The organism is Microbacterium sp. NPDC086615, from assembly GCF_040686055.1.
Lineage (GTDB): Bacteria > Actinomycetota > Actinomycetes > Actinomycetales > Microbacteriaceae > Microbacterium.
Genome location: NZ_JBFBJJ010000016.1, coordinates 68,517 through 87,997, shown reverse-complemented (window position 1 = coordinate 87,997; position 19,481 = coordinate 68,517). Strand labels below are relative to the sequence as shown.

The window sequence follows — 19,481 nt, the reverse complement described above, 5'->3', positions numbered from 1 at the left end:
CCTCTACCAACCCCGGCTACCCATCACAGCTTGACAAACGTCATAGGAGCACCCCCCCCCGAAACGGGGGTGTGGAAGAGGGCGTTGACGGCCGACAGGATCATGCTCGCCGACACCAGCTCGCCGGCACCGTGCACCCAGGCGGCGGCGCGGTCGTGTGCGCGGTAGTCGATCTCGATGCGCGCGGTCGGCTCGTCGGACACAAGTGAGAACGCCTGGCCGCCCGGGAGGAAGACGACGGCGTGGGGACCGAGGGCGACCGCCGCGTCGTCGCCGAGCGAGAGACGCGCCTCACCGGCGACCTGCACAATGAGCGTGTCACGCGGACTGCCCGTGTTCGTCGCCGCGCGGCTGACACTCAAAGCCGTGTGCCAGATGCGTCGCACCGAGACCTCGGCGACCTGAGCCTCGTCGATGAAGGCGTGGCTGGGGGCGGTGCCGCCGCGCACGTCCATCCCCCGCGCCGCGAACCACTCGGCGATCGCTGATCCGGTCAGAGGGACGCGGGCGATGTTCCATGCGGGATCGCGATGGCCAGAACTCGGCGAACCGGGCGCGCTCACGTGCTCTCCCTCCACGATGCGTGGCGACCGACTCTAAGCGGCGGGGCGTGTCCACCGAAGTCGCTTCACCCCCACCTTTCGGCCACCTCCGACAGGGTTCACCCGGCATCCACCCGCCGGCGCGCCATCCCGACAGGACACGCCATCTTGCGACACCGCTTTCTCCGGTGAAGGGCGGACACGGCTGGATGTCATTCGGCACATCGCCCGACCCCGAGAGGACTTCCCCGTGGAGAACACCCCCGAAACCACCGCCGTCGACGGCGGCCTGCCCCGCCGCACGGTACTCGCCGGCGCCGCCTGGACCATCCCGGTCATCGCCGCCGCCACGGTCGCGCCGACGGCATCCGCCTCCGGCACCGTGGCCTTGGCCTTCAACAAGAGCGGTTATACAGGCGACGTCTGCTCCACCATCACCGGGATCGCCGTCGTCGCGAAGAATTCCGGAGCGCCGCAAGCCGGGGTTCCCCTCAGCGTCACTCTGTCCGGGGGGTACACGTTCACGGATGGGTCCACGTCCAAGACAGGAATCTCCGACACGAACGGCTCCTACTCGCTTCCCGGCGTCATCGTTCCTGCATCCGGCTCCACCGGTTCGGCAACCGCGATAGGTGGTGGCGGGAGCGCCTCAGCCGCGCTCTCGGCCACGAGTCGCTCCTTCGGATATTTCGACAATTCGAACACGTACCACGCATACAACGCCGCTGTCCCTGCCAACTCGACCCTGGTGCCCGGAGGTTGGATCCTCACGCCCAACGGAGACCTGATCGACCCCAATCGCAACGGACTCGTCGTCCGCACAGGTGTCGCTTCTATGGGCGATGACGCCATGGGATTCCGGGGCATCGTCAACAAGGACGGAACTTACGGCTACTTCAACAGCTCGAACGAATACCGCACCTACAACGCCACCGTACCCGCCAACTCAACCTTCGTACCCGGCGCCTGGATCCTCACCCCCAGCGGAGACCTGATCGACCCCGTCGCCGGAGTCGTCCGACGCACCGGCGTCGCGTCAATGGGCGGAAACTCCCAAGGATTCCGAGGCATCATCAACACCGATGGAACCTTCGGATATTTCGACAATTCGAACACGTACCACGCATACAACGCCGCTGTCCCTGCCAACTCGACCCTGGTGCCCGGAGGTTGGATCCTCACGCCCAACGGAGACCTGATCGACCCCAATCGCAACGGACTCGTCGTCCGCACAGGTGTCGCTTCTATGGGCGATGACGCCATGGGATTCCGGGGCATCGTCAACAAGGACGGAACTTACGGCTACTTCAACAGCTCGAACGAATACCGCACCTACAACGCCACCGTACCCGCCAACTCAACCTTCGTACCCGGCGCCTGGATCCTCACCCCCAGCGGAGACCTGATCGACCCCGTCGCCGGAGTCGTCCGACGCACCGGCGTCGCGTCAATGGGCGGAAACTCCCAAGGATTCCGAGGCATCATCAACAAGAGCACCTGCTAACCCAAAGGCGGGCACTCGCCGTCTCGTGCTCAACGCCACACTGCGACACAGCGACGGCGGGACGACGAAACTCCTAGCGAGCGCCCGCCGCGGTAGGCATCTCAAACCAGCCGAATCGCCCCTACCAAAGCCCGCTCCGCAACAACCCGCGCATAAGCCAACCCCGAGTCCTTCACGGTCCGCTCCTGCGTCGCGTAATCGACGTACACGATCCCGAACCGCTTCTCGTAGCCCCACGCCCACTCGAAGTTGTCCATCAGCGACCAGTAGAAGTAGCCGCGTACGTCGACGCCCTGGTCGACGGCATCCAGGACCGCTCCGAGGTGCGCCTCGACGAACTCGACGCGATCTGCGTCGTGGACGTGCGCCTCTCCGTCCTCGACGACGAGCTCGTCGTCGTAGGCCGCACCGTTCTCGGTGACGTAGAGGGCGACGCCGGCCTGAGCGCTGTACTCCTCGCTGACGTGCACCAGCAGGCGAGTGAGGCCCTCGGGCTGCACCTCCCAGCCCATGTTCGTGCGAGGGAGACCGCGGTCGTGCCAGAAGAGGTTCTCGTGCGCCGGGAACGGCGACGAGATCGGCCGTTGCGTGGGAGCGTCGCCCGCGGGCGGGTTGACGACGGGGGGCGCGCCCCCGACGAACTCGCCGTGGTAGTAGTTCACGCCCAGGGTGTCGATCGGCGTCGAGATGATGTCGAGATCGCCCGGCTGCACGGCCGCCCGCCATCGCGACACGGCCTCGGCGTCGGTGTCGCGGAAGTCCTTGATGATGTCGGCGGGGTACTCGGCACGGAACACCGGCTCGAGGAACCAGCGGTTGAACTGACCGTCGATGCGGCGCGCGGCGTCGACGTCGCTCGGGTTCGTCGGGTCGACGGCATCCGCCACCGTGAGGTTCAGCGTGAGTCCGAGGTTCAACGACGAGTCGCGCGCACGGAGCTCGCGGACGGTCTGACCGTGACCGAGCAGCAGGTGGTGGGCGGCGAGCATACCCTCGGCCTGCGAATAGTGTCCGGGGGCGTGCGCGCCCGCGGTGTAGCTGAGGAACGACGAGCACCAGGGCTCGTTGAGCGTCGTCCACACGTTGACCCGGTCGCCCAGGGCGTCGTGCAAGTCGAGCGCGTACTCGGTGAAGAGGTCGCTCGTCTCGCGGACGGTCCAGCCGCCGCGATCTTGCAGGGCCTGCGGGAGATCCCAGTGGTACAGGGTCAGCCACGGGAGGATGCCGGCATCCAGAAGCTCGTCGACGAGGCGCTTGTAGAAGTCGACGCCCTTCGGGTTGAGCGCGCCGCCGTCGGGGCGCACGCGCGACCACGACGTCGAGAAGCGGTACGTCTGCAGGCCGAGGCTCTTCATGAGCTGCACGTCGCCGGCGTAGCGGTGGTAGTGGTCGCAGGCGACGTCGCCGTTGTCGGCGTTGATCACCGCGTTCGGGACGCGGCTGAACGCGTCCCAGATCGAGGCGGTACGACCATCATCGAAGGCGGCTCCTTCGATCTGGTAGGCCGCGGTCGCGGCTCCGAAGAGGAAGCCCTCGGGAAAGGCTCGGGATGCGGACATGGTTCGGGTTCCTTCCGTGGGCGCGAGGGTCATCCCTTCACCGCCCCTTGCATGATGCCACTGACCAGCTGCTTGCCCGCGAACACGAACAACAGCAGCAGAGGAACAGTGGAAAGCAGCACACCCGCGAGCACGACCGAGTAGTCGACGAAGTAGTTCGACTGCAGCAGCGACAGGGCCACCGGCAGCGTCGGGTTCTGGCGGTCGAGCACGATGAACGGCCAGAAGAAGTTGTTCCACGCGGTGACGAAGGTGAACAGACCCAGCATCGCCGCGGCCGGGCGAGCGGCCGGGACGCCCACCGTGAGGAACGTGCGGAACGAGCTCGCTCCGTCGACGCGGGCGGCCTCGATCAGCTCGTCGGGAACGGCCTGGCGCAGGTACTGCGTCATCCAGAAGACACCGAAGGCGCTGGTGAGCGCCGGCACGATGATCGCGCCGATCTGTCCCGTCCACCCGATCTCGCTGAACAGGATGTAGAGCGGAACGACGCCGAGCTGCGTGGGCACGGCCATCGTCGCGACGACGAACACCAGCAGCCAGGGACCGCCTCGGAAGCGCAGCTTCGCGAAGGCCCAACCCGCGAGGGTCGAGAAGAAGACGACGGATGCCGCGATCAAGGCCGAGCTGAAGATGGAGTTCCACAGGCCCGTCCAGAAGTTGACGGCGGGGTTGTTCAGCACCGCGGCGGCGTTCGTGAAGAAGTTGCCGCCGGGGATCCACGACAGCTCGGTGTTGCGGATCGTCGAGGAGTCACCCGAGCCGATCAGTAGCGCCCAGTAGTAGGGCACGATCGCCGCGAGCAAGACGACGCCGAGGCTGGCGTAGACGAACCAACCGGGACGCGAGCCCCGCACGGCGCGGGGCCGGCGGGCCCGGGACTGGCGCTGCGGCGGATTCGGGTCTGCGGCCGCGGTGACGGGAGAGGTGTCGATGACGCTCATGACCGTGCGCCCTTTCCGGTGGATTCGGCGGCGAGGCGCTGCTTCGCCGCACGAGAGGCGGCACGACGCTGAGCACGGGTGAGGCCGTCGCGAGCGCCCTCGTCACGCACGAGCGAGCGGCTGATGAAGAGGTTGACCGCCCCGATGACGAGGATGATGAGGAAGAGGATCCACGCGAGCGCGGCCGCCCGACCGAAGTTCCACTCGCCCCACCCGAGCTTGTAAAGGTAGAGCGAGATCGTCAGCCATTGGTTGTTGGACCCGCCGGTGCCGCCCTGGTCGAACATGCGCGGCTCGTCGAAGATCTGCAGGCCGCCGATGGTCGACGTGATGACGACGAAGATGAGGGTCGGCTTGAGGCTCGGCAGCGTGATCGAGAAGAACTGACGGACCTTGCCCGCACCGTCGACCGTGGCCGCCTCGTAGTACTCGCGCGGGACGGCCTGCATGGCGGCGAGCAGGATGAGGGTGTTGTAGCCGGTCCAGCGGAAGTTGACCATCGTCGCGATGGCGATGTGGCTGGCGAAGGTGTCGGAGTGCCATCCGACCCCGGGGAGGCCGATGCGGCCGAGCAGGGTGTTCACGATGCCGTACTGGTCGCCGAACATGTTGCTGAAGATCAGCGCGACGGCGACGGGGGCCATGACGTACGGGACGAGGACGCCCATTCGCCAGAGGGTCTTCGCCCGGATGTTCTGGTCGAGCATCGCCGCGATGAAGACCGCGAAGATCAGCTGCGGCACGGTCGACAGCACGAAGATGCTGAAGGTGTTGCGCAGGGCGTCCCAGAACGCGGGCTGGGAGAGCACGTAGGCGTACTGGTCGAAGCCGACGAAGGTGCCCGAGCCCCGGATCTGGTCCCAGTCCATGAACGAGATGACGCCCGTGTACAGGATCGGGAAGAGGCCCGTGACGATGAAGAGGATGAAGAACGGGGAGATGTAGAGGTACGGGGAAAGCTTCAGATCCCAGGCGCTGAGCTTCGAGCCGAACCCGACGCGTCGGGGCGTGCGAGCGGGGGGACCGTCGGGGGCGGATGCCGCGGGGTTCGCGGGCGGCTGCAGTGTCGTGGTCATGGGTTTCCTTCCGGGGGTACGGGCCGGGCGCACGAGGCGCCCGGCCCGCGACGTCCGACGTCAGCCGATGGCATCCACCTGAGAGACCCACTGGTCCCACGAGGTCTGGGCGTCCTGCGTGTTCTGATCGACGCGCAGGAGCGCCTTCGACATCGCGTCGTTCACCTGGAAGTAGTACTGGCCCTTGAACGGGGTCACCGACACGGCGTTCGCGCGGTTGGTGAAGATCTCACCGATCGCCGCGTCGCCGAAGTAGGCGTTCTTCGCACCGAGGAGCTCGGGCGACTTCAGCGCGTCGACCTGGCTCGGGAAGGTGCCCGCCTGCTCGAAGAACTTGACCTGCTGCTCGGGCGAGGTCAGCCAGTCGGCGAGAGCCTGCGCCTCGGCGACGTGCGGGCCGTTGGCGGGGACGGTCAGGTACGAACCGCCCCAGTTTCCGCCGCCGTTGGGGAAGACGTCGGCGATCTTCCACCCCGAGACCTCGGGAGCGTTGCCCTCGATCTGCGTCAGCATCCAGCCGGGGCAGGAGAGCGTCGCGAACGCGCCGTTCGCCATGCCCGCGTACCAGTCGGTCGACCACTGCTCGAAGTGCGCCGACTGCGTCTTGCTGGCGTCGAGGGTCTCGGTGTAGATCTTCTTGACCTCGGGGTTGGTCGTCGCGGTGATCTCCCCCGTGTCGGGGTCCTCGTACGCCGCCTCGACCTGGTTGATCATGCCCTGGTACACGCTGCTCGCGGAGTCGAAGAACGGCTTGCCGGTCGCGGCGACGTAGGCGTCGCCCATCGCGAAGTACTTCGACCAGTCGCCCTGGAGGGCGGCGGCGACCTCGGTCGGGTCGGAGGGAAGGCCCGCGGCCTCGAACAGGTCGGCGCGGTAGCAGATGGCCTCGGGGCCGATGTCGGTGCCATAGCCGATGAGGTTGCCGGAGGAGTCGGTCGCGGCCTTCGACTTCCAGTCGAGCCAGCGGTCCTTCAGGTCGTCGGGCACCGGCGCCAGCAGGTCGGAGTACTTCATGACCTCGGGCAGCCAGTCGACCTCGATCGCCTCGATGTCGGCCAGGCCGGTCTTGCCGAGCTTCTGGAAGTAGTTGGCGCGGGCGTCGTTCGACTTGGCCGCGCGGTTGTGCACGATCTTCACGTTCGGGTGCTCGGCGGTGTACGCGTTCAGCAGCTCGTCGGTGTAGCCGAAGTCGTTGAAGGTCGCGACGGTGAGGGTGATCTCCTCGTCGCTGCTGCCGGCGGCAGCGCCCCCGCCGCCGGAGCAACCGGCCAGCACGAGGGCGGAGGTGGAAGCGACGGCCGCCGTCAGGGCGACACGGCGCAGGGCGCGTGATTTCACAGGACACTCCTTTGTGGTGGATGCGAACCGACGGAGTGATCAGCCCCCGGCTCACGTGTGGGAGCGCTCTCATCGATTTCGACGAGAGTATGGGATCGCTCCCACAACGTCAAGAGAGCGCTCCCACATCGTTACGCGCCGCGCTGTCCCGCAAGGAGCCTCGCGAGACTTCATCGCGCTGACAAACCCACTGCAGCCTGCAATGGAGATGTCGGCGGGATGCTGTCTCGCGGCCAGATCGCCGAGACCCCGTCCACGGCCGCGCCAGCCGGGGCGCCCTGCGTAGAATGGGGGCACAACCCCACCGACTTCTGGAGCTGCTGTGCCCACCATCGTCGTCGACGTCATGCCCAAGGCCGAGCTTCTCGACCCGCAGGGAAAGGCGGTGGCCGGCGCCCTGTCACGTCTGGGCGAGAACCGCTTCTCCGACGTCCGCATCGGCAAGCGCTTCGAGCTCACCGTCGAGGGCGAGGTCGACGAGGCCACGCTCTCTCGCGCTCGCGAGCTCGCCGACGAGATGCTCTCGAACGCTGTCATCGAAGACGTCGTCAACATCGAGGTCGTGGAGTGACCGCCCGCATCGGGGTCATCACCTTCCCCGGTTCGCTCGACGATCGCGACGCTCAGCGCGCGATCCGTCTCGCGGGCGCCGAGCCGGTTGCGCTCTGGCACGGCGAGCACGACCTGAAGGGTGTCGACGCCCTCGTCCTCCCCGGCGGCTTCAGCTACGGCGACTACCTGCGCGCGGGAGCCATCGCCGCGTTCGCGCCGATCATGGCCGAGGTGAAGGACGCCGCGAGCAAGGGCATGCCCGTGCTCGGCATCTGCAACGGCTTCCAGATGCTCGTCGAGGCGCACCTGCTCCCGGGCGGCCTGATCCGCAACGCCCACCAGCAGTTCATCCGCCGCGACCAGCGCCTGCGCGTCGAGAACGCCTCGACCGCGTGGACGAGCGACTTCTCCGAGGGCGACGAGATCGTCATCCCCCTCAAGAACGCCGACGGCGGCTACATCGCGGATGCCGAGACCCTGGCGCGCGTGAACGGCGAGGGCCTCGTCGCCTTCCGGTACCTCGGCGTGAACCCCAACGGGTCGCTCGACGACATCGCCGGTCTGACGAACGAGCGCGGCAACGTGGTCGGTCTCATGCCGCACCCCGAGCACGCGGTCGAGCCGGGCTTCGGCCCGGGCACGTCTGCCGCCATGCGCTCCGGCGTCGACGGGCTGGGCTTCTTCACCTCGGCGATCTCGGCCGTGGTCTCCGCCGCCGCCTAGCCGCACCCGCATTACCGCAGGACCGGCCGCTGCGCCGGTGGATCATGCGAAATCTCACCCGGGTCACTATCGTTCTCCGTACCCGCATCCCGATATCGCGCTTCCCGACCTCCCCATCGAGCCCGCGGATGGCGAGCCCGGCACCCGTCGCCGCGCGCCCGGGCGGAGAGAGGATGTGCCGATCGTGGACGTGCCCGAAGGTGGCGATGCGCTTCGCGCGGCGTCGGCGCAGACCCTCCTGCGCCTCGAGCCCGGACACGGTCAGCCGATCGCCCGCCACCTGACCCTTCTCGCCGAGGTCGATCCGGGGCCTGCGCCGCCCGTCTGGACCGACGCGCGCGCCGGCGTCCTCGCCAGCATCCTTGCCGCCCGCGCGCGGCGCGACGCCCTCGCGGACGGCCTGGCCCTACCGCAACGCTACTTCGAGGACGGACGCCTGACACGGCCGGCTTCGATGTCGACCAGCGCGCGCTCGCGTCTGTACGCGAGCGTGAGCGAGTACTGCTCCGCCGCCGGGTGGCCGCAGATCGCGGCACGGTATGCGGCCGAATCGCTGCTGTTCGCCGAGACGGATGCGCAGCGGTACCGGGCCCACAGCGTGCACGCGCTCGCTCTCGCCCTCAACGCGGAGTACATCGCCGCCGCGGAGGCAATCGAGCAGGCCCACGCCCTGTTCGCGGCGCACGACTGGCACGACGACGACCTCTCGCACTGTCTGTGCCTCGGAGAGGCGATGCTCGCTCTCACCCGCGCCGACGTCGGACGTCTCCGCGAACTGGCCGACGCGCTGCAGAGGACGCCGTCCGACCAGCCCTACTGGAACTTCGGTGCGGCGGTCATGCGCGTCGCCGCGCACTTCTTCGATCGGGACCTCGCGGCGGGCCTCGCCGAGAGTCGCCGACTGCTCCACGCCTCCGATCGCGCCAGGAGTCCACGGTTGCAGCGCGACCTCCTGCTCGGGATGCACGCCGACATGCTCGCCCTGCACGGCGAGTTCGACGAAGCGCTGGCCGTGCTCTCGACGGGGGTCACCCAGCCCGGGCACGCCGTGTGCTTCCCGATGCAGCGGGCGGCGACGCTCCTGCTCACGGGAAGGGAGCGCGAGGTCATCGAATCGACGAACGCCTGCGTCGCGATGCACGACGAGCACTGCCTGCGCACCCTCACTCCTCTCCTCACCCGCCGCGCCGTCGCCTTCCTTCGCCTGGGCCACCTTCGTCGCGCTACGCAGAGCATGGAGTCGGCCATCGTGCTCATCGCACGGACGGGCGGATCGCTTATGCCGTTCCTGATGATCCCGAGCGCCGACGCGGCGCGACTGCTCGACCTCGTCGCCGAAGAGCGCGACGACCTCGCCGAGACCATCACCGCGATGCGCGCCGCCCTCCCGGCGCTGGCTGCACGCCAGTCGATGTCTCCCGCCCTGTCGCCGCTCAGCCCGGCGGAGCGGGAGCTCGCGGCCCTCCTGCGGACGGATCAGACCACCGCGGAAATCGCTCGCGCGCGCGGGGTGTCGGTGAACACCGTCAAGTCTCAGATGCGATCGATCTACAGCAAGCTCGGGGTGTCGAGCCGCGAGGAGGCGGTGGACATCCTCGACGTCCACTCGGACTGAGGCCACCCGTCGCATCGACCCGCGTCGATCGATCACGCTCACCCCAGATCCCGCCGTGACAGTGCCGTGAAGTGCGCCCGTGCCCGACACTGAGGCGTATCCTCGCAAATGGACCGCTCACGGGGGCAGCGGTTCCGACGATCGCCCGCGGACCCGAAACCGCGCCCGACCGCCGCCCACAGAGGCGCTTTTCCGTATAGCCGTCGCGCACGCTGTGTCCACGCGCCCGTGTTCGCCTCTGGAGGGCCTCATGAGCGACCCCGAAAGCTCGACCGATCCCGGCACCGCGTTGCGGGCGGCCGCCGCGCACACCGTCCTGCGCCTCGAGCCCGGGCACGGCCAACCGCTCGCGCGCCACCTGGCGCTGCTCGCCGAGGCGGAGCCCGGACCCCCTCCGCTGCTGTGGACCGACGCCCGGGCAATGATGCTCTCGGCCGTGCTCGTCGCCCGCGCGCGCCACGACGCCCTCGGCGAGGGGCTCGACCTCGTCTCACGCTACTTCGACACCGGCCGACTCACGCGGCCCGCAGCCCTCTCGGGACCGGTCAGGTCAGGGCTCTTCGCGAGCGTGGCGGAGTACTGCGCCGCCGCGGGGTGGCCGCAGCTCGGCGGGCATTACGCGGCTGAGGCGTTGTTGTTCGCGGAGACGCCGGGGCAGAGATATCGCGCGCTCAGTGCACAGGCTTTGTGCTTGGGGTTGAATGCCGAATACCCCGCGGCCAGACGAGCCATCCACGAAGCGTGGGCGATCTTCGGCGCAGAGAGGTGGGGTGCCGCCGACGTCTCGCACTGCCTCTTGCTCGGCGAAGTACTCGTCGCGGTCAGCCGTGCCGACGTCGAGCGGATGAGAGAGATAGCCGACGAACTCGAGCGCGCGCAGCCCGATAACCCGTATTGGGCGTTCAGCGCCGGAATGGTCCGCGTCAGCACCACGCTCATCGATCGAGGTGCCACCGCGGGCCTGTCGCAATGCCGCGAGCTGCTGCACGGTTCCGGTCGATCGCGCAGCTTTCGCATCACACGCGAGATCCTCCTCGGGGTTTACGCGGACATGCTCGCTTCCCTCGGTGAGTTCGAAGAGGCCCTCGCCGTGATCTCGCACGCCGTGACCCACCCGGGACACGCGGTCTGCTTCCCGATGCAACGAGCGGGCGTCCTGCTGCAAATGGGACGCGAGCGCGAACTCATCGACATCACCAACGCCTGCGTGGCCCTGCACGACGAACACTGCCTACGCACGCTCACCCCGCTGCTCACTCGGCGGGCGGTCGCCTTCCTGCGTCTGGGGAACGAGAAGCGCGCGGTGCAGAGCATGGAGGCAGCCGTATTGCTGATCCAGCGAACGGGTGGGTCGCTCACGCCGTTCCTCATGATCCCGCTCTCCGACACCGACCGCCTCCTCGACCTGGTGGCCTCCCATACACCCGACCTGGCTCCCGCCGTCACCGCGACGCGACAGATGCTGCCGCGCGTCGCCGCCTCCTCTCCCTCGGTCGACGCCCTCTCCGCTCTCACGGCCACGGAGCGCGAACTCGCGCACCTCCTCACCTCGAGCCTGAGCCTGGCCGAGATCGCGCGCGTCCGAAGCGTGTCGACGAATACCGTGAAGTCTCAGGTCCGCTCGATCTACGGCAAGCTGGGGGTGTCCAGCCGCGAAGAGGCCGTCGGGATCCTGCGGGGTTCTCCGACGTGAGCCGCCGCTCGACACGAACGAGGAGCCCATGGCAACGACCGATCAGGATGCCGTCATCGACCGGATCCTGGCTCTGTGGAGCGGCGACCTCGAGACGCTTCCGTCCGAGCCGCGGCTCGCGGAGCTGACCGGCGCGAGCCGCGCGTCCGTTCGCGAGGCGCTCGTCCGGCTCGAGGAGCGCGGATACGTGCACCGCACGCAGGGCACCCGCACCACGCCGAATCGTCGACTCCCGCACGTGGGTCGTCGGATCGACGAGCAGTTCGACCATTCGCTCTCGATCCGCTCGGCCGGGTACGAGCCGCGGCTCGAGGTCGTGGCATCCGACGTCCGGGTTCTTCTGCCCGGCGACCCGCACCGCTACGACGACCTGCCCGACGGCACGCGCGTCTTCCGAACGGTGAAAGTCTGGAGCGTCGATGGAGCGCCCTACGCCCTCGCGGAGGACCTCGTGCCTCTTGCTCGCGACGTCGACCTCGACCCGCACCGACCCGTGTTCGAGCTGGCCGAGGAGGCCAATGGCATCCATGTCGCGTGGGAGACGCTCTGGGTCGACGCGGTCGCGCTCGATGCCGGGCGCGCGGAGCTGCTGTCGACCGAGCCCGGCGTGCCGGTGGTCGAGATGACGTACTGCGGCTACGGCACGGGCGACACGGTCGGGTACTGGTCGCGCGAGGTGCAGGTCGCGGCGCCGGCGGGACTGCGCAACGCCTTGATCCGTCGAGTACGGCACGATCGGGGCGTTTCGGGGTCGTAACGAGGTCGTAAACGTGTCAGACAAGAGAGCGCATAACTTGTCTGACAGGTATAGCTTCGTGGCATGACCGAGACCCTCACCCCGCACGCCCTCGCCGCAGAAACCGTCACCGCCGAGAACTTCGCCCCGTTCGGCGTCATCCTCACCCCGATGGCCGACGGCACCCCGTTCACCTCGGAAGAGGCCGTGCTCGACGTCTCGGGTGGCATCCCGCGCTTCTACCTGATGTCTCTCGACGACAAGAAGCCCGAGTTCCTGCGCGTCACGCGGCACCTCGAAACGACCCAGACGCTCATGGCAGTCGGCGACGTCGAGTGGACCATCGCCGTCGCACCCAAGGGCATCGATGAGCCGACGCTCGACGACCTGCGCGCGTTCCGCATCCCGCCGCGCACCGCGATCACGATGCTCAAGGGCACGTGGCACGCGGGCCCGTTCTTCGACGAGCCGAGCATGGACTTCGTCAACCTCGAACTCGACGACACCAACGTCACCGACCACCACAACTTCCGACTCGACGACGCGTACGGCGTGCGGGTCGTCGTCGAGTGAACACGCTCGAACCGCGCCCCGACGCAGCCGCCCGCCTGGCCGCCCTCGAGCGCGAAGCGGCGCACCAGGAGCGACTGAGCGCCGGCGACGAGCGGGCGTGGGTCGGCGAAAGCGACGGCGAGCACCCGGTCGTCATCGTCGGGGCCGGGCAAGCCGGGCTCGTGCTCGCGCGCGGGCTCCGGCGGCGCGGGATCGACGACGTCGTCGTGCTCGATGCCGCGCCGGTCGATGCCACCGGGCCGTGGACCACCTACGCGCGCATGCACACGCTGCGCACCCCCAAGGACATCGCCTGGCCGACCTGGGATGTTCCCGCGGTGAGCCCTCGCGCCTGGTTCGAAGCCGTCTACGGCGAAGACGCGTGGGACGCCATCACGTTCTTCCCCACGGTCGCGTGGCAGGGCTTCTTGCAGTGGTACCGAGTCGTTTCGGGCATCGAGGTAGTCGGGTCCACCCGCGTCGGCGCGATCCGCCCGACCGAGCCCGACGGTCCGCTGCGCATGCACCTCGACGGACCCGACGGCTCCTGGGTGCTGCTGGCCCGCCACGTCGTGCTCGCGACCGGCATCGAGGGGGCGGGCGGACGTCATGTCCCGGCGCTCCTCGGTGGCATCCCGTCCGAGCGCGTGCACCACACGCACGACGACATCGACTTCGCGGCTCTCGCCGGCCTACGGATCGGCATCCTGGGCGCGGGCACGGGCGCGTTCGACAACGCCGCGACCGCCCTCGAGCACGGCGCGGCCTCCGTCGACGTGCACATGCGACGCCCCGCCATGCCGCAGGTCAGCCCGTACCGCTGGATGGAGTTCGCCGGCCTCATCGAGAACTACGGTTCGTTCACCGACGAGCAGAAGTGGGCGTTCAACGTCCACCTCTCGGCCGTCGACCAGCCCGCGACGCAGAACGCGATCTGGCGCGCGCACGCCTTCGACGGCTTCCGATTCCTCACCGCTTCGCCGTGGCAGAGCGTCGAGTGGGACGGCAGCGACATCGTCGTGACGACGCCGCATGGCATCCATCGTTATGACGTCGTCTTCGCCGCGACGGGGATCGTGGCCGACCTGGCTCGACGCCCGGAGCTCTCAGCGGTGGCCGCGGATGCCACCCTCTGGAGCGATCGCCTCAGCCCCGAGGCCGCGGCGCAGAACCCGGGGCTCGCCGCGTTCCCCTACCTCGACGACGACTTCGGCCTCGTGGACCGCCGCGGAGGGGAAGCGCTGTCGCGGATCCACCTGTTCAACCACGGCGCGCGGATCAGCCAGGGGATGCTGAGCCATCAGATCCCGGGTCTCGTGGGCGGGGCGACGAAGCTCGCCGCCGCGCTCTCGCGGCGTCTGTTCGCGCAGCGCTCCGACGAACTGCTGGCCGAGTACCTCGCCTACGACGTGCCCGTGGGCGTTCACGTCGGCCGACGCGCGCAACCCGCCTCCACGGGCGAGACGCCGGCGGTAGCGTTCTCGGGATGACGACCGCGACCCCCCTCACCGTGTCCGTGCCCACCGCCCAGCTCCGCGATGACCTCGGCGAGCTCCCCGACGGCGTCGAGGTGGTGATCTGGGACATGAAGGATGCCGCCCCGCGCGAGCGTTTCGACATGGTGGTGCCGCCGTACATGTCGATGGACGGGGTCGTCGAGGCCCTGTCGAGCGTCGAGGTCGGGCTCGTCCAGAGCCAGTCGATCGGCTACGACAACGTCGAAGGACGCCTGCCCGAGGGGCTCGTGTTCGCGAACGCGTCGTCGGTGCACGAGACCGCGACGGCAGAGCTCGCCGTCGCGCTCGCCCTGGCCGCGCAGCGTCGCCTTCCCGAGTTCGTGCGCGCGCAGGACCGCGGCGAGTGGATCGGCGGAGGCGCACCGGGTCTCGCCGACCGTCGTGTGACGCTCCTCGGTTTCGGGGGCGTCGGTCGCGCGATCGCCGCACGTCTGAAGCCGTTCGAGCTCGAGCTGCGCGCGGTCGCCTCGCACGGGCGCCTGCAGGACGAGGTCGAGGTCTTCCCCCTCGGTGAGTTGGCCGAGGTGCTTGCCGACACCGACATCCTCATCGCGTCGCTCCCCGGCGGCGACGCGACCCGGCACATCATCGACGACGCGGCGCTATCGGCACTCCCCGACGGCGCGCTCGTGGTCAACGTCGGACGCGGCCCGCTCGTCGACACCGACGCTCTCGTCGACCACGTGCGACGCGGCCGGATCCGGGCGGCGCTCGACGTGACCGACCCCGAGCCGCTGCCCGCGGGGCACCCGCTGTGGAGCCTCGAGGGCGCCCTCGTCGTCCCGCACGTGGGAGGAGCGACGGATGCCATGCGCCCCCGCATCGCTCGCCTCGTGCGTCGGCAGATCGACCGCCTCCGCGCCGGCGAGGAGCCGCTGAACGTGGTCCTCGGCGGCTGACGCCCCGCCCCGCGGCGCCGGCGCGCGCCGCCCCCGCACGTCCAGCGTTGAGTGTCCAAGACACGCCGTAATGGCCCCGGCAGTTGCGGCGTGTCTTGGACACTCAACGGGGGGCGGGGGCGGCGACGGGACGACGTCAGCCGCGGAAGCCTGCGGGATTCGACAGCAGGTCGGCGAAGGCCAGCTCGGCGGGGCCGACGAGCATGAGGCGCGAGCGGAGGTGGGCGCGCTCGAGGCGGATCGTGCGCCCCTCGGCGCCCAGGGGGTGCACGCGCACCGCTTCGGCCAGGCGCTCGCGACTCACCGACAGCAGGGCGCCCAGGTAGCCCGAGAGCACGACCGTCTCGGGGCTGAAGGCGTTGACGAAGTTCGTCAGCGCGACCGAGAGCACCTCGACCTGGCGGGTGACCTCGGCCATCACGCGGGGATCACGGGCCACCCCGAGCTCGACGTCGAGCTCGTCTTCGTCGAGCTTGCGGCGCCCGAGGAGCGGCTCGAGGAGGTCGAGGCTGACCTCGGCCTCGAGGCATCCCTTCCTCCCGCACACGCAGCGCCGACCCCGAGGGTCGACGACCGTGTGGCCGAGCTCGCCGGCGTAGCCCGAGGTTCCGCGCAGCAGGGTGCCGTCGATGATGAGCCCGCCGCCGATGCTGTGCATCGCGCCGCCGAGGTAGAGGAGGTTGCCGACGCCCACCCCGACGCCGAACCGCGACTCGGCGAGGGCACCGATGCTCGCGTCGTTGCCGGCCATGACCGGCATGCCGAGCTGATCGCTGAGGCGGGCGGCGACCGGGTCGCGCTTCCACCCGAGCGTCGGCGACACGAGGACCGAGCCGTTCGCGTTGACCAGACCCGGCACCGCGAGGCCGGCACCGACCACGCGGTAGTGGCGGTCGATGTCGGCGCGCATCGCCTCGACCGACGATTCGACGATCTGCACGAACCGGCGCGGCGAGGGAGCGCTCGCGGTGTCGTGGCGCAAGCGCGCGTGCACCACGCCGCCGAGTCCGACGAGTGCCACGGTCACCGCGTGCGGCTCCGCGCGGACGCTCAGGGCCGCGACGTGGTCTTCGGGTTCGATGTCGAGCGTGGGCCGCCCGACCTTGCCGGTGCGCTCCCCGCCGGGGGCTTCGCGGACGAGCCCCAGCTCGGTGAGCTCCATGACCAGGCCGGTCACGGTCGAGCGGTTCAAGCCGGTGGTGGCGCCGAGCTGCGCGCGTGAGAGCGCTCCCCGCGAGTGGAGGAGCGACAGCACGGACGCGAGGTTCTGCTGGCGGATCAGGTCGTTGGTCGTACGACCGGCCGGGGGTGCGAGCGGCGTCGCGGGCTCGAACACGGCAGGGGTCATGAGGGGCGCACCTCCCCCATCATCCCATCGGAGCCGCGCGGATGGGGAGCGGGCCCCGGGGCCACGCTCCCCATCCGATCACGCACCGCCGTTACGCCGCTTGTTGAAGATGTCGAACGCGACGGCCAGCAGCAGCACGATGCCCTTGATCGCCATCTGCCAGGCGGCATCCACACTGAGGATCGACAGACCCATGTTCAGCACGCCCATGACGAGGCCACCGACCACGGCTCCGATGACGGTGCCGATACCGCCCTGGACGGCGGCGCCACCGATGAACACGGCGGCGATGGCATCCAGTTCGTAGTTCTGACCCGCGGATGCCACGGCCCCACCGGCACGAGCCGTGCTGACCACGGCGGCGAGGCCCGCGAGCACACCCATGTTCACGAAGATGAAGAAGTTGACCCACTTCGTCTTCACACCGCTCATCACGGCGGCGAACAGGTTGCCACCCATCGCGTACACGTGACGACCGAAGGTCGTGCGGTTGAGCACGAACGTGTAGGCGAGCACGAGCACGGCCAGGATGATCAGCACGATCGGGGTGCCGTTGTAGGCGGCGAGGGTGAAGGCGACCGCCATGATCGCGACCGCGGCGATGGCGTTCTTCGCCCAGAACGACCACGCGACCTCGCGGGGCAGCTCGAGGCGACGCAGCGTCGCCCGCGTCCGCAGCTGCTGGGCGATGAGCGCGACCACGGCGACGAAGCCGAGGACCACCGTCAGGGAGTCCCACACACCGACGTAACCGAGGATGGGCGGCAGCCAGCCGGCGCCGATGGCCGTGAAGCCGTCGGGCAGACCCGCGATGGTCCCGCCGGTCAGGAGCACCAGGGTCAGGCCGCGGAACAGCAGCATGCCGGCAAGCGTGACGATGAACGCGGGTATGCCGACGAAGGCGACCCAGAAGCCCTGCCAGGCACCGACGACGGCGCCGACGGCGAGCGAGAGGATCACGGCCAGCCACCACGGCAGGCCCCACTGGTTCATCGCGATCGCCGCGATCGCGCCGACCATGGCGACCACCGAGCCGACCGACAGGTCGATGTGCCCGGCGATGATGACCATGACCATGCCGATCGCGAGGATCAGCACGTAGGCGTTCTGCTGGATGAGGTTGTTGACGTTGCCCGGCATGAGCAGTCGCCCGCCGGTGAGCACCTGGAACAGCACGATGATGATGACCAGGGCGGCGAGGATGCCGAACTGACGGAAGTTGATGCGCGACAGGATGCCGCGGCGGCGCGGCCCGGGCTGGGTCGGCGCTTCGACCGTCTGGGTGGATGCGGTGGCCATTGCTGTCAGTTCCTTCCGGCGGTCATGTGCCGCATGAGCGTCTCTTGGGTGGCATCCGCGCGGCTGACCTCGCCCGTGATGCGCCCCTCGGAGATGGTGTAGATGCGGTCGGAGAGGCCGATGACCTCGGGCAGCTCCGACGAGATGACGATGACGGCCTTCCCCTGGGCCGCGAGTTCGTTGATGATTCCGTAGATCTCGTACTTCGCGCCGACGTCGATGCCGCGGGTGGGCTCGTCGAGGATGAGCACGTCGGGTCCGGTGAACATCCACTTCGACAGCACGACCTTCTGCTGGTTGCCGCCGGACAGGCGTCCGGTGATCGCGGCGACGCTGGGGGCCTTGATGTTCATCTTGTAGCGGTACGAGTCGGCGACCTTGTACTCGCGGTACCGGTCGACGACGCCCAGACGCGCGAGGCGCGCGAGGGCGGATGCCGAGACGTTGACCTGGATGTCGCCGATGAGGTTGAGGCCGTACTTCTTACGGTCCTCGGTGGCGTAGGCGATGCCGTGCTTGATGGCCGCGTCGACCGTGCGCACGTCGATCTGCTGGCCGTTCTTGTACACCTCGCCGGAGATCCCGGTTCCGTACATCCGGCCGAAGATGCTCATCGCGAGCTCGGTGCGGCCGGCGCCCATGAGTCCGGCGAAACCGACGATCTCGCCCGCGCGAACCATGAACGAGGCGTTGTCGATCACGACGCGTTCGGTGTCGACGGGGTGGTGAACGGTCCAGTTCTCGACGCGGAACAGCTCGTCACCGATGTCGGGCTCGCGCGGCGGGAAGAGACTGTTGAGGTCGCGACCGACCATCGCGCGGATGATCCGCCCCTCGTCGGTGTCGGGATCGTCGCGGAGCATCGTCTCGATCGTCCGGCCGTCGCGGATGATCGTGATGCGGTCGGCGATGCGGAGCACTTCCTTCAGCTTGTGGCTGATGATGATGCAGGTGATGCCCTGATCGCGGAGCTGATCGATGAGGTCGAGCAGGTGCGCGGAGTCGTCGTCGTTCAGCGCGGCGGTGGGCTCGTCGAGGATGAGGAGCTTGACCTCCTTGGCCAGCGCCTTCGCGATCTCGACGAGCTGCTGCTTGCCGACGCCGATCTCGTAGATCTTCGTCGCGGGGTTCTCGCGCAGCCCCACGCGCTTGAGGAGCTGGGCGGCCGCGGTGTTCGTGGCGTTCCAGTCGATGACGCCGCGCTTGGCCTTCTCGTTGCCGAGGAAGATGTTCTCGGCGATCGACAGGTACGGGCTGAGGGCCAGCTCCTGGTGGATGATGACGATGCCGGCCGCTTCGCTGTCGTTGATCGAGCGGAACGCCATCTCCTCGCCCTCGAGGGTGATGCTGCCCTCGAAGCTGCCGGCCGGGTAGACGCCGCTCAGCACCTTCATGAGGGTGGACTTGCCGGCGCCGTTCTCGCCGCAGATCGCGTGCACCTCGCCCCGGTGGACGTCGATCGAGACGTCGGCGAGCGCCGGGATGCCGTTGAACGACTTCGAGATCCCCGACATGCGCAGGATCGGTTCGGTCATGGTTGTCCCTCCGTCAGGGATCGAGCGGCGGGACGGGCCGAAGCCCGCC

General features: G+C 68.8%; 17 protein-coding genes. 9 read left to right on the top strand and 8 right to left on the bottom strand.

The genetic code is table 11. The features are described 5' to 3' along the window. Positions 1-23 precede the first annotated feature (23 nt). A complete protein-coding gene (locus AB0O24_RS15195) occupies positions 24-563 on the bottom strand; it encodes a hypothetical protein (RefSeq protein ID WP_363376033.1) in 540 nt (179 codons plus the stop codon). 229 nt (positions 564-792) lie between these two features. Here AB0O24_RS15195 and AB0O24_RS15190 point away from each other — a divergent pair, with 229 nt between their 5' ends. Beyond that, positions 793-2,046, top strand: a complete 1,254-nt coding sequence (locus tag AB0O24_RS15190) for a hypothetical protein (protein WP_363376030.1) — start codon at positions 793-795, stop codon at positions 2,044-2,046. Between the two features lie 101 nt (positions 2,047-2,147). Here the strand turns inward: AB0O24_RS15190 and AB0O24_RS15185 are convergent, their stop codons facing one another. The 4 genes from AB0O24_RS15185 to AB0O24_RS15170 are packed head-to-tail and all read right to left on the bottom strand — an operon-like array spanning position 2,148 to position 6,963. Continuing rightward, positions 2,148-3,605, bottom strand: a complete 1,458-nt coding sequence (locus tag AB0O24_RS15185; RefSeq protein WP_363376028.1) for a GH1 family beta-glucosidase — start codon at positions 3,603-3,605, stop codon at positions 2,148-2,150. A 29-nt stretch (positions 3,606-3,634) separates the two neighbouring features. Continuing rightward, complete coding sequence (locus AB0O24_RS15180) at positions 3,635-4,549, bottom strand: carbohydrate ABC transporter permease (RefSeq protein ID WP_058627660.1); 915 nt, start codon at positions 4,547-4,549, stop codon at positions 3,635-3,637. After that, complete coding sequence (locus tag AB0O24_RS15175) at positions 4,546-5,625, bottom strand: sugar ABC transporter permease (RefSeq protein WP_307383235.1); 1,080 nt, start codon at positions 5,623-5,625, stop codon at positions 4,546-4,548. The genes AB0O24_RS15180 and AB0O24_RS15175 overlap by 4 nt, the downstream gene beginning before the upstream one ends. A gap of 60 nt (positions 5,626-5,685) precedes the next feature. Then, complete coding sequence (locus tag AB0O24_RS15170; protein ID WP_363376023.1) at positions 5,686-6,963, bottom strand: extracellular solute-binding protein; 1,278 nt, start codon at positions 6,961-6,963, stop codon at positions 5,686-5,688. A gap of 322 nt (positions 6,964-7,285) precedes the next feature. Between AB0O24_RS15170 and purS the strand changes: the two genes are divergently transcribed. The 8 genes from purS (at position 7,286) to AB0O24_RS15130 (ending at position 15,250) form a co-directional block, all read left to right on the top strand. Then, positions 7,286-7,534, top strand: a complete 249-nt coding sequence (gene purS, locus AB0O24_RS15165; RefSeq protein WP_363376020.1) for a phosphoribosylformylglycinamidine synthase subunit PurS — start codon at positions 7,286-7,288, stop codon at positions 7,532-7,534. Continuing rightward, positions 7,531-8,238: a phosphoribosylformylglycinamidine synthase subunit PurQ gene (purQ, locus tag AB0O24_RS15160; RefSeq protein WP_363335700.1), complete on the top strand. Its 708-nt coding sequence runs from the start codon at positions 7,531-7,533 to the stop codon at positions 8,236-8,238. Before purS ends, purQ begins: the two co-directional genes overlap by 4 nt. Before the next feature lie 184 nt (positions 8,239-8,422). After that, positions 8,423-9,853, top strand: coding sequence for a helix-turn-helix transcriptional regulator (locus AB0O24_RS15155; RefSeq protein ID WP_275801416.1), 1,431 nt, complete (start codon positions 8,423-8,425; stop codon positions 9,851-9,853). 250 nt (positions 9,854-10,103) lie between these two features. Then, a complete protein-coding gene (locus AB0O24_RS15150) occupies positions 10,104-11,546 on the top strand; it encodes a helix-turn-helix transcriptional regulator (RefSeq protein WP_275801417.1) in 1,443 nt (480 codons plus the stop codon). A 28-nt stretch (positions 11,547-11,574) separates the two neighbouring features. Then, positions 11,575-12,303, top strand: coding sequence for a GntR family transcriptional regulator (locus AB0O24_RS15145; RefSeq protein WP_363376017.1), 729 nt, complete (start codon positions 11,575-11,577; stop codon positions 12,301-12,303). 63 nt (positions 12,304-12,366) lie between these two features. After that, positions 12,367-12,855 carry an ureidoglycolate lyase gene (locus tag AB0O24_RS15140; RefSeq protein ID WP_363335708.1) on the top strand — a complete coding sequence of 163 codons (489 nt, stop codon included), beginning with the start codon at positions 12,367-12,369 and terminating at the stop codon, positions 12,853-12,855. After that, complete coding sequence (locus AB0O24_RS15135) at positions 12,852-14,324, top strand: NAD(P)/FAD-dependent oxidoreductase (RefSeq protein ID WP_363376015.1); 1,473 nt, start codon at positions 12,852-12,854, stop codon at positions 14,322-14,324. Before AB0O24_RS15140 ends, AB0O24_RS15135 begins: the two co-directional genes overlap by 4 nt. Continuing rightward, positions 14,321-15,250, top strand: a complete 930-nt coding sequence (locus AB0O24_RS15130; protein WP_275801422.1) for an NAD(P)-dependent oxidoreductase — start codon at positions 14,321-14,323, stop codon at positions 15,248-15,250. Before AB0O24_RS15135 ends, AB0O24_RS15130 begins: the two co-directional genes overlap by 4 nt. A 136-nt stretch (positions 15,251-15,386) precedes the next feature. Here the strand turns inward: AB0O24_RS15130 and AB0O24_RS15125 are convergent, their stop codons facing one another. From AB0O24_RS15125 to mmsA, 3 genes are all read right to left on the bottom strand, one after another. Further along, a complete protein-coding gene (locus tag AB0O24_RS15125) occupies positions 15,387-16,598 on the bottom strand; it encodes an ROK family transcriptional regulator (protein WP_275796010.1) in 1,212 nt (403 codons plus the stop codon). Positions 16,599-16,676: 78 nt separating this feature from the next. Next, the gene (gene mmsB, locus AB0O24_RS15120; protein WP_058595194.1) at positions 16,677-17,897 is read right to left on the bottom strand and encodes a multiple monosaccharide ABC transporter permease; all 1,221 of its coding nucleotides are present in this window, start codon (positions 17,895-17,897) and stop codon (positions 16,677-16,679) included. A 5-nt stretch (positions 17,898-17,902) separates the two neighbouring features. After that, complete coding sequence (mmsA, locus tag AB0O24_RS15115) at positions 17,903-19,432, bottom strand: multiple monosaccharide ABC transporter ATP-binding protein (RefSeq protein WP_363376011.1); 1,530 nt, start codon at positions 19,430-19,432, stop codon at positions 17,903-17,905. Positions 19,433-19,481: the final 49 nt, after the last annotated feature.

Excerpts from the sequence above, each read along its gene's own strand:
- AB0O24_RS15185 (WP_363376028.1), bottom strand. The coding sequence starts at position 3,605 with ATGTCCGCATCCCGAGCCTTTCCCGAGGGCTTCCTCTTCGGAGCCGCG.
- AB0O24_RS15180 (WP_058627660.1), bottom strand. The coding sequence starts at position 4,549 with ATGAGCGTCATCGACACCTCTCCCGTCACCGCGGCCGCAGACCCGAAT.
- AB0O24_RS15175 (WP_307383235.1), bottom strand. The coding sequence starts at position 5,625 with ATGACCACGACACTGCAGCCGCCCGCGAACCCCGCGGCATCCGCCCCC.
- AB0O24_RS15150 (WP_275801417.1), top strand. The coding sequence starts at position 10,104 with ATGAGCGACCCCGAAAGCTCGACCGATCCCGGCACCGCGTTGCGGGCG.
- AB0O24_RS15145 (WP_363376017.1), top strand. The coding sequence starts at position 11,575 with ATGGCAACGACCGATCAGGATGCCGTCATCGACCGGATCCTGGCTCTG.
- AB0O24_RS15140 (WP_363335708.1), top strand. The coding sequence starts at position 12,367 with ATGACCGAGACCCTCACCCCGCACGCCCTCGCCGCAGAAACCGTCACC.
- AB0O24_RS15130 (WP_275801422.1), top strand. The coding sequence starts at position 14,321 with ATGACGACCGCGACCCCCCTCACCGTGTCCGTGCCCACCGCCCAGCTC.
- AB0O24_RS15125 (WP_275796010.1), bottom strand. The coding sequence starts at position 16,598 with ATGACCCCTGCCGTGTTCGAGCCCGCGACGCCGCTCGCACCCCCGGCC.
- mmsB (WP_058595194.1), bottom strand. The coding sequence starts at position 17,897 with ATGGCCACCGCATCCACCCAGACGGTCGAAGCGCCGACCCAGCCCGGG.
- mmsA (WP_363376011.1), bottom strand. The coding sequence starts at position 19,432 with ATGACCGAACCGATCCTGCGCATGTCGGGGATCTCGAAGTCGTTCAAC.